The sequence below is a fragment of the Bradyrhizobium sp. genome, from assembly GCF_027451485.1.
Lineage (GTDB): Bacteria > Pseudomonadota > Alphaproteobacteria > Rhizobiales > Xanthobacteraceae > Bradyrhizobium.
On record NZ_DAIDJE010000052.1, the window covers coordinates 1 to 9319 of the forward strand.

Sequence of the window (9319 nt, forward strand, 5' to 3'; positions counted from 1 at the left end):
CCCCTCAAGCGCGCGACGCTCCATGTGGTGATCCAGCATCCGCAATGGCTGGGCGCCAAGATCATGTGGGCCGACGGCATGCGCGAGGCCGAGATAACGCGGGTGGACCACGATGTCAGGGGACGCCCCGAATATATCGGCAGCCCGGCCTCCGAAATCTTCGACGGCGCCATTGAGGTGCGTGAGAACCTCGCAAGCAATCCCACGCTCGGCCGCAGGCACGCCATCTATGACGAGATGCGGGCGATGGGCCTGACCGAATATGTGGCGTGGCCGCTGCACCACACGCTCGGCAAGCGGCACATGGTGACCTTTGCCACCGACCGCGCGGGCGGTTTCGACGACGCGCATATCGCCAGTCTGGCAAAACTGTTGCCGATCCTGGCGCTGGTCAGCGAAATCCGCGTCAAGAACCGCCTGGCGCGGACACTGCTGGAGACCTATGTCGGCTCGCATGCCGGCGAGCTCATTCTGGCCGGCGCGACACGGCGCGGAACGGGCACCACGGTGCGCGCCGCGATCATGATCTGCGACCTAAGGGATTTCACGCACATCTCGGACAACTGGCCGCGCGACGACGTGATCGACCTGCTCAACGGCTATTTCGACGCGATGTCGGAGCCGATCGCGCGGCATGGCGGCGAAATCCTGAAATTCATCGGCGACGGCCTGCTCGCCATCTTTCCGCTCGACCAGCCGGATGCCTGCGCCAACCTGCTGCGGGCCGTGAGCGAGGGCCGCCAGGCCATGATCGCCCTCAACCGGACAAACAGCGAGGCCGGCCGTGCGCCGCTCAATTACGGCATCGGCATCCATGTCGGGGACGTGATGTACGGCAATATCGGCTCGAGCGCCCGCCTCGACTTCACCGTCATCGGCCCTGCGGTCAACATGGCCTCGCGCCTGGAGGCGCTCACCAAGCAACTGGGAAAAAACGTGCTGCTGTCGCAAGCCTTCGCCGAATTCGTCAAAGACGATTTCGAGCTCGAGCGCGTCGGCAAATATCCGTTGCGCGGCTTCAACGATCCCGTCGAGCTGTTTGCGTATCAGGGGTGAGGTTGATCTGGGATCCAGTGCGGGGTGCCAAGCGTATCGCTCCCGACGGGCTATGAGCTTAGAGAGAAGGTCTACAACTGCGAGCCCCGTAATTTATCGGCATCAGCAGAAACCTGTCTTCGAGGCCGGCGAAGACGGCGACGGCGCGCATCCAGTTGAGGGCGAAGGTCGCGCTCAACAGGCCGCCGAGCCAGAACGCCATTCGCGCCTCTCGTTCGGCGACAACCGCTTGATTTCGATCAAGCTTGTTGCAGGGATGGAGGGATAATCTTGTCGCGCGCAAAGGAGATGAGTCATCGATCAGCCGTCAGCCCCCGACATTTCGGCGCCTTTGCGATTGCCTGAGGCCCCGCATGCCCTGCCGGCCGCCCAGGTGATGGACCGGTTGCAGGTGACAGCTGACGGACTGTCCACGGACGGCGCGAAGGCGCGGCACCAGCAGTTCGGGCCGAACAGGATCACCGCCCGGCGCGCCGCCAGCGCCCTGCGCGTGCTGCTGCATCAATTCAGGAGCCCCGTCGTCTACCTGCTGGGCGCGGCTGCCGCGCTCGCGTTCTATTTCGGCGAGCTGGAGGAAGGCGGCGCGATCGTCGTCGTCCTCGCGATCAACGCGCTGATCGGCTTCGTGACCGAATTGAAGGCGGCGCGATCGATCGAATCGCTGCGTGCGCTGGGCGGTCACACCGCGCGCGTGCGCCGCGACGGCCATGTGCGGCTCATCCCTGCCGAGGAACTGGTGCCCGGCGACATCGTCCTGCTCGAAGCCGGCGACGCGGTGTCGGCCGATCTGCGGCTGGTCGAGGCGTCGCGATTGTCTGCAGACGAGTCGACGCTGACGGGCGAGTCGGTCCCCGTGGAAAAGGAGGTCGCACCGGCCGCCCACGCCGCCCGGCTCGGCGACCGCAGCTCGATGCTGTTCAAGGGCACGGCCGTGACGCGCGGCAGCGGCGCCGGCGTCGTGGTCGCGACCGGACTCGCCACCGAACTCGGCCGGGTGACCCAGCTCGTCATCGAGGCCGACGCCGGCAGCTCACCACTCGAGCGCAAGCTCGCCCGGCTGTCGGCGCAGCTCGTCTGGGCGACCCTGATTGTTGCGGCGGCGATCGCGGCTGTCGGCCTGGCCGTCCACGAGGATGCGTTCCTGATGGTCGAAGCGGCGATCGCGCTGGCCGTCGCGGCAATCCCCGAGGGCCTTCCGATCGTGGCGACGCTGGCGCTGGCGCGCGGCATGTGGCGGATGGCGCGGCAGAACGCCCTGATCGAGCGCCTGTCGGCGGTCGAGACGCTGGGCGCCACGACCGTCATCCTGACCGACAAGACCGGCACGCTGACGGAGAACCGGATGACCGTGCGGCGCCTCCACGTGGCGTCGGGCGACATCGAGGTCGAAGCGCTCGCCCATAAAGGCCCCCGGTCCCTCGGCGCCGCCGGGGACGGGCAAGTGAATACACTGCTGCGGATCGCGGTTCTCTGCAATGACGCCCATCTCTATAGCGCGGAGGACGAGGGCAGCGGCGACCCGATGGAAATCGCGCTCCTGCGTGCCGGGCTGCAGGCTCGCCTCAGACGGGCGACGCTGCTGCACGGACATCGCCTCGCCCGCAAGCATGCCTTCGACCCCGGCACCAAAATGATGGCGACGGTGCACGAAAGCGGCGACGGCTTCCTCTTCGCGGTCAAAGGTGCGCCCGAGGCCGTGATCGCCGCCGCAACGCGCGCGATCGGCGACCACGGCGAGACCGCGTTGAACGATGAAACGCGCGCCGAATGGCTGGCGCGCGCCACCCTGCTCGGCCATCGCGGCTTGCGCGTGCTTGCGTGTGCGATGAAGATGGAAACCCAGCCGGATGGCGCGCCTTACCAGGGCCTCGTCCTGGTCGGGCTGATCGGTCTGGAGGACCCGGCCCGCGCCGACGTGCCGAGCGCCATTCAGGACTGCCGTCGCGCCGGCATTCGCGTCGTGATGGTGACCGGCGATCACGCGGTGACCGCGCGCAGCATCGCCCGTGCCGTCGGACTCGCCGATCACCCGGCCGAAGTCGTCGAGGGCGCGGCGATCGCCAAGGCAATCGAGACGGATCCGAGCGTGCTGCGCCGGATCAGTATCTTCGCGCGGGTGATTCCGGCCGAGAAACTCGCGCTGGTGAAGGCCTACCAGGCACAGGGTGACATCGTCGCCATGACGGGAGACGGCGTCAACGATGCGCCGGCGCTGCGGCAGGCCGATATCGGCGTGGCCATGGGGCTGCGCGGCACCGACGTGGCGCGCGAGGCGGCGGCCATGATCCTGCTGGACGATGCCTTCCCCACAATCGTCAAGGCGATCCGCCAGGGCCGCGTCATCTTCGGCAACATCCGCCGTTTCGTGGCCTATCTCCTGTCGTGCAATCTGAGCGAGGTCATGGTGGTCGGCATCGCGGTGCTGTCAGCCCTGCCCCTGCCACTGTTGCCGTTGCAGATCCTCTATCTGAACCTGGTGACGGACGTTTTCCCCGCCTTCGCATTGGCGATGGGCGAAGGCGAAGCGGCGATCCTCCAGCAGCCGCCGCGCGATCCGAAGGAACCGATCCTCGGCCGCGCGCAATGGCTCGTCATCGTGCTGCAAGGCGCCTTGCTGACGGCTGCCACGTTCGCGGCCCTCCTGGCCGCGCGCTGGCTCGATCTCGACGCAAGCCAGTCGGTGACCGTTACCTTCCTCACGCTGGCCTTTGCGCAGCTCTGGCACGTCTTCAACATGCGGGGCATTCGCGCCAATATCTTGGCCAATGAGGTGACGCGAAACGTCTGGCTATGGGGCGCTCTCGCTCTGTGCGCCACGCTGCTCGCCGCACCGCCTTACCTGCCGCCAGCCGCGCATCTTCTCCAGCTTGCGCCGCCCGATGCTGCGATGTGGGCCGTCGTGCTGGCATGCAGCCTCGCCCCTCTCGTCGCGACACAGGCGGTTATGGCAGGCCTCGGCCTGCGGCATGCCGCCTTGCGGCGTTAGATCGTGAAACCCTGATGCGTGCCGAGAGACAGGCCTCTTGACGGCCGGCTCCCTCACTCCCACTCGATCGTGCCGGGCGGCTTTGACGTCACGTCGTAGACAACGCGGTTGACGCCCTTGACCTCGTTGATGATGCGGGTCGCGGTCTCGCCCAGGAATTTCATGTCGAAGGGATAGAAGTCGGCGGTCATGCCGTCGGTCGACGTCACCGCGCGCAGGCCGACGACATAATCATAGGTGCGGCCGTCGCCCATCACGCCGACGGTCTTCACCGGCAGCAGCACGGCAAAGGCCTGCCAGATCTGGTCGTAGAGCCCGGCTTTGCGAATCTGATCGATATAGACGGCGTCGGCGTTGCGCAGGATGTCGAGCTTTTCCTTCGTGATGTCGCCGGGGCAGCGGATGGCGAGCCCCGGTCCGGGGAACGGATGCCGCCCGACGAAGATCTCCGGCAGGCCGAGCTCACGGCCGAGCTCGCGCACCTCGTCCTTGAACAGTTCGCGCAACGGCTCGACGAGCTTCATGTGCATGCGCTCGGGCAGGCCGCCGACATTGTGGTGGCTCTTGATCGTCACCGACGGACCGCCGGTGAACGAGACGCTCTCAATCACGTCGGGATAAAGCGTGCCCTGCGCGAGATACTCCGCGCCGCCGATCTTCTTCGCTTCCGCATCGAACACGTCGATGAAGAGCTTGCCGATGGTCTTGCGCTTCACTTCCGGGTCGGTGACGCCGGCAAGCTCGCCCAGGAACTGCTTCGAGGCGTCCACGTGAACCAGCGGGATGTTGTAGTGATGGCGGAACAGGTCGACGACGGTCTCGGCTTCGTTGAGGCGCAGGAGTCCGTGATCGACGAATACGCAGGTGAGCTGGTCGCCGATCGCCTCATGGATCAGCACCGCCGCCACGGCTGAATCGACGCCGCCGGACAGGCCGCAGATCACCCTGGCTCTGCCGACCTGCCTGCGGATCTTCTCGATCGCTTCCTCGCGGAAGGCGCGCATGGTCCAGTCGCCGGTCAGCCCTGCGACGTTGCGGACGAAGTTGCGCAGCAGTTTGGCGCCGTCCGGCGTGTGCACCACCTCCGGGTGGAACATCAGCCCGTAATATTTCCGCTTCTCGTCCTGGATCACCGCGAAAGGCGCGTTCGGCGACACGCCGGCGACGACGAAACCCGGCGGCATCTTGGTGATGCGGTCCCCATGGCTCATCCACACCGGATGCTTCTCGCCGGTGGCCCAGGTGGCGTCGAACAGCCGGCTCGGCGCCTTCACCTCGACATCGGCGCGGCCGAATTCGCGGTGATGGCCGCCCTCGACCTCGCCGCCGAGCTGGGCGGCCATGGTCATCTGGCCATAGCAGATGCCGAGCACCGGGACGCCGGAATCGAAGATCGCCTGCGGCGCGCGCGGCGAGCCTTCCTCATGCACCGATTCCGGGCCGCCGGAGAGGATCACCGCTTTCGGCTTCATCTCTCGGAAGGCGGCCTCGGCCTTCTGGAACGGGACGATTTCGGAATAGACGCCCTCCTCGCGGACGCGGCGGGCGATCAGTTGCGTCACCTGACTGCCGAAGTCGACAATCAGAATCTTTTCATGCGCCGCTGCCACATCAGGCAACGACTCGCGGCTTTTGGATGCGGAGGTCATCGGAAGCAATTACGCCAGGGGGGACGGTCAGACAACCCTCCCGGCGCCGTCGTGGCCGGGCTTGTCCTGGCCATCCACGCCTTTGTCTCGGCGGTCATTCCGGGGCATGCGTGCAACCGGAATGACAAGGTAACCCCATAGACAAATTCATTTAGGTCAGCAATACTGACCTAAATGAGAGATGGAGGAAACCATGGCCAACCCTCATGCCCCGGCCGATCTTGCCGGGCTCGCGGCGGACTGGATCGCCGCCTGGAATAGCCGCGATCTCGACCAGGTTCTCGACCTCTACACCGACGATGCCGCAATGAGCTCGGAGAAGATCATTGCGCTCGGATTTGATGCCAGCGGAAGGTTGAGCGGCAAGGACCAGTTGCGCGCCTATTGGACCAAGGCGCTGACGTTCCGCCCGCAGCTGCATTTCACGCTGGTCGATGCGTTCGCGAGCCCCGACAGCGTCATCGTACATTACCATGACGAGGCGGGAAAACAGGTCTGCGAATATCTTCGCCTCGACGATGCGGGGAAGATCCGGCAGGCATCCGGCAATTATCCGGTGGGGTAGGACTCGCTGTCAGGGAAAGCGACCAACCTAAGCTTATCGTCATCATTCCGGGACGCGCCGTCGCGACAAAATGGCGATGCTATTCTGCGCGGAAGGCTCGCACCTTCGATGCGCCCCGCAATGACGGAAAATTACTTCTTCCGCAACACCGCCACGAAAAATCCATCCGTGCCGGTGCGGCGCGGGGTCATCAACAGCCCTTCGGCCGATTGCAGCGTGGCGGCGGAAAAGTCGTCGGCCTTGTCCCACAAGGCGGCCGCGGTCTCCGACGGCGGCACCAGCGAAAATTCCAGATGCCGCGCGAGAAACGCGCGCACCTGGCCGTTGTTTTCGACCGGCAGCACCGAACAGGTCACGTAGGCGATGCGGCCGCCGGGTTTCACCAGATGGACGGCGCGATCAAGCACGGCGGCTTGCGCCTTCAGACGAACCTCGAGCGCGCCGGGCCGCATCCGCCATTTGGCATCGGGGTTGCGCCGCCAGGTGCCGGTTCCCGTGCAGGGCGCATCGATCATGACAAGGTCGGCGGAGGCGCTGATATCGGACAGCGCATCGCCGTCGCCCTTTCCTTGGCCCTTCGGCGTCCGCACTTCGCAATTGTGGACGCCGGCGCGCGACAGCCGCTCGTGGATCGGCGCGAGCTGGCGCTTGTCCTGGTCGGTCGCAATCAAGCGGCCCCTGCCCTGCATCTGCGCGGCAAGCGCGAGCGTCTTGCCGCCGGCGCCGGCGCAGAGATCGATCACCTGCTCGCCGGGCTTGGCCGCCGAGAGCCATGCCGCGAGCTGCGAGCCCTCGTCCTGCACCTCGATCAGCCCCTTGATAAAGGCTTCCTCCGCGTGGATGCCTACGTTGCGCGCATCGGCCGAGATCGCAATGCGAAGCCCGACCGGCGACCATTTCGTCGGCATGGTGCCAAGATGCGTGGTCGCGGCAAGCACCTTGTCGCGCGCGGCTTTCAACGTGTTGACGCGCAGATCAAGCGGCGCGCGGCTTGCCATCGCGGCGGCCTCGAGCGCACGCTCCGCGCCGAACACTTCAGCGAGATGCGGATCGAGCCATTCCGGATAATCGCCTGACACATGCGCGGGCGCGCCTGCAAGCGAATGCGATGTTAGAGCCGACCGTTCGGCATCGGTCAGCGGTGACGGCGCAAAGCGGCTGCCGTCACAGAGCGCGGCAATGGCATCGGTCGAGAGGCCGCGCTCGAGCCGGAGCATGCCGAGCAGCCGCGCCCGCGCCGTGTCCTCGCCCATGATCCAGGCGCTGGAGGCGCGCCGCCGCAGCACGTCCCAGACCAGCCCTGCAATCGCGGCGCGGTCGCCCGACCCGGCAAAGCGATGCCTGGTACCCCACTCCTTCAGGGCGCCCGCTGCGGGAACACGGTGGGCGTCGATGGTTTCCAGGAGCTCAATGGCGGCCGAAAGCCGCGCTGCGGGTGTCATACAAATCTTTCAATTGGAGTGATTAGGGGCTTCAAATGAGAAGCAAAATCTTCAACGCGAAATAGACCCACATCACAAGCAAAACAAGCACGCCGGCAAGCCACGCGGAGGAACGCCGGCCGAGATCGTTGGAACCGACAAAGATGCCAGCGTGCACAAAACGCGTGACCACGAACACCCAGGACAGCATCACGATGACGAGGTCGGCGTGGCGAAGCGGCAGCGCGAGCGCGATCAAAACGTAAAACAGAACGGGCAGCTCGAACTGGTTCCGGTAGCAGTTGCCGATCTGGGTGGTGCGCACCGGCCAGTTCGGCTGGCCGAGCGCGATATCCCTGATCTTCGTCTCCCGGCTGACCAGCGCGGTGCGGCGCGCGGAGACCATGCCGATCAGCAGCGCGAAAGTAAGCCCAATCTGCACGAAAACCGGCAGCAGAACGCTCGGGATCGACATGTCAGCCCCTCTGGCAAATTCCCGTTTACAAATCCTATCCCGCTATAACGGCGCGGCGCGCCCCTGACAACGAATTGGCAGCCCGAAATGGCCTCGCCCACGCGCTTCCGCTAAGCTCCCGCCAGCCATCAAGGTTTGGGAGTGGAACGACATGCGGCTGAAAGATCGGACTGCAATCGTGGTCGGGGCCGGCCAGAGCCCCGGCGAAGGCATGGGCAATGGCCGGGCGACTGCAATCACCTTTGCGCGCGAAGGCGCGTCTGTGTTGTGCGTGGACCGCAACCTTGCCTCGGCGCAGGAAACGGTCAGCCTGATCGCGGAGAAGGGCGGCAAGGCGGTGGCGTTCGAGGCCGACGTCACCAAAGAGCGGGACATCAAGGCCATGGTGGACGAAGTGCCCAAGCGCTGGGGCCGTCTCGACATTCTCCACAATAATGTCGGAGTGAGTCTCGCCGGCGGCGATGCCGAGTTGCTGGCCATCACCGAGCAGGCGATCGACAACTGCGTCGCGATCAACCTCAAGAGCTGCATTCTCGCCGCGAAACACGCGATTCCGATCATGCGCCAGCAAAGAAGCGGCGCGATCGTCAATATCTCTTCAATGGCCGCGATCACCGTCTATCCCTATGTCGCCTACAAGGCGACCAAAGCCGCCATGATCGCCTTCACCGAGCAGCTCGCCTATCAAAATGCAGAGTATGGCATCCGCGCCAATGTGATCCTGCCGGGACTGATGGATACGCCGATGGCGGTCGACACCCGCGCGCAGGCCTTCAAGAAGACCCGTGCCGAAGTTGCCGCCGAACGCGACGCCAAGGTGCCGCTGCGCAGGAAGATGGGAACTGCCTGGGATGTCGCCAATGCGGCGCTGTTTCTGGCCTCCGACGAAGCGTCCTTCATCACCGGCGTGACGCTGCCGGTTGATGGCGGCGCCAGCGTGCGGCGCGGCTGAATTGGTCAGGGCTTGGTCGGTTGAACGGTCAGCCGCAGAAAGCTCATCACACAGCCGACCGCGGCAAATCCTGCACCAAGCGCCAGCGCGACCGTCGCGCCGTCGTGGCCGGCCAGCGCAAAGCACAGCGCGGCAAGTGCTGCGCCCGTAGTCTGTCCGGTCAGGCGCGCGGTTGCGACGATGCCGCTCGCGCCGCCGCTGCGCCCGGACGGCGC

At 65.5% G+C, this 9319-nt stretch carries 8 protein-coding genes and 1 pseudogene; 4 read left to right on the plus strand and 5 right to left on the minus strand.

The features are described 5' to 3' along the window. The coding region (locus tag NEZ08_RS07880) for an adenylate/guanylate cyclase domain-containing protein (protein ID WP_298106022.1) at nucleotides 1-1056 on the plus strand (1056 nt) is incomplete at its 5' end. Nucleotides 1057-1114: 58 nt separating this feature from the next. On the opposite strand, the gene NEZ08_RS07885 is transcribed toward NEZ08_RS07880, so the two are convergent. After that, on the minus strand, nucleotides 1115-1258 hold the full coding sequence (locus NEZ08_RS07885; RefSeq protein ID WP_298106023.1) for a hypothetical protein: 144 nt from the start codon (nucleotides 1256-1258) through the stop codon (nucleotides 1115-1117). A 135-nt stretch (nucleotides 1259-1393) separates the two neighbouring features. On the opposite strand from NEZ08_RS07885, the gene NEZ08_RS07890 reads away from it, so the two are divergent. Next, complete coding sequence (locus NEZ08_RS07890) at nucleotides 1394-4042, plus strand: cation-transporting P-type ATPase (protein WP_298106025.1); 2649 nt, start codon at nucleotides 1394-1396, stop codon at nucleotides 4040-4042. A 53-nt stretch (nucleotides 4043-4095) separates the two neighbouring features. Here NEZ08_RS07890 and guaA read toward each other — a convergent pair whose 3' ends face one another. After that, nucleotides 4096-5691: a glutamine-hydrolyzing GMP synthase gene (gene guaA / locus NEZ08_RS07895; protein ID WP_298106027.1), complete on the minus strand. Its 1596-nt coding sequence runs from the start codon at nucleotides 5689-5691 to the stop codon at nucleotides 4096-4098. Nucleotides 5692-5884: 193 nt separating this feature from the next. Here guaA and NEZ08_RS07900 point away from each other — a divergent pair, with 193 nt between their 5' ends. Continuing rightward, the gene (locus NEZ08_RS07900; protein WP_298106029.1) at nucleotides 5885-6256 is read left to right on the plus strand and encodes a nuclear transport factor 2 family protein; all 372 of its coding nucleotides are present in this window, start codon (nucleotides 5885-5887) and stop codon (nucleotides 6254-6256) included. A gap of 131 nt (nucleotides 6257-6387) precedes the next feature. Here the strand turns inward: NEZ08_RS07900 and NEZ08_RS07905 are convergent, their stop codons facing one another. Both NEZ08_RS07905 and NEZ08_RS07910 read right to left on the minus strand, forming a co-directional pair. Next, nucleotides 6388-7698 carry an RsmB/NOP family class I SAM-dependent RNA methyltransferase gene (locus tag NEZ08_RS07905; protein WP_298106030.1) on the minus strand — a complete coding sequence of 437 codons (1311 nt, stop codon included), beginning with the start codon at nucleotides 7696-7698 and terminating at the stop codon, nucleotides 6388-6390. A gap of 31 nt (nucleotides 7699-7729) precedes the next feature. Further along, nucleotides 7730-8152, minus strand: a complete 423-nt coding sequence (locus NEZ08_RS07910) for an MAPEG family protein (RefSeq protein ID WP_298106032.1) — start codon at nucleotides 8150-8152, stop codon at nucleotides 7730-7732. Between the two features lie 151 nt (nucleotides 8153-8303). On the opposite strand from NEZ08_RS07910, the gene NEZ08_RS07915 reads away from it, so the two are divergent. Next, nucleotides 8304-9104 (plus strand): SDR family NAD(P)-dependent oxidoreductase, encoded by an 801-nt coding sequence (locus NEZ08_RS07915; protein ID WP_298106034.1) that lies wholly within the window; start codon nucleotides 8304-8306, stop codon nucleotides 9102-9104. 5 nt (nucleotides 9105-9109) lie between these two features. Here the strand turns inward: NEZ08_RS07915 and NEZ08_RS07920 are convergent. Then, a pseudogene (locus NEZ08_RS07920) lies at nucleotides 9110-9319 on the minus strand (MFS transporter); the annotation flags it as partial.

Excerpts from the sequence above, each read along its gene's own strand:
- NEZ08_RS07885 (WP_298106023.1), bottom strand. The coding sequence starts at position 1,258 with ATGGCGTTCTGGCTCGGCGGCCTGTTGAGCGCGACCTTCGCCCTCAAC.
- guaA (WP_298106027.1), bottom strand. The coding sequence starts at position 5,691 with ATGACCTCCGCATCCAAAAGCCGCGAGTCGTTGCCTGATGTGGCAGCG.
- NEZ08_RS07900 (WP_298106029.1), top strand. The coding sequence starts at position 5,885 with ATGGCCAACCCTCATGCCCCGGCCGATCTTGCCGGGCTCGCGGCGGAC.
- NEZ08_RS07905 (WP_298106030.1), bottom strand. The coding sequence starts at position 7,698 with ATGACACCCGCAGCGCGGCTTTCGGCCGCCATTGAGCTCCTGGAAACC.
- NEZ08_RS07910 (WP_298106032.1), bottom strand. The coding sequence starts at position 8,152 with ATGTCGATCCCGAGCGTTCTGCTGCCGGTTTTCGTGCAGATTGGGCTT.
- NEZ08_RS07915 (WP_298106034.1), top strand. The coding sequence starts at position 8,304 with ATGCGGCTGAAAGATCGGACTGCAATCGTGGTCGGGGCCGGCCAGAGC.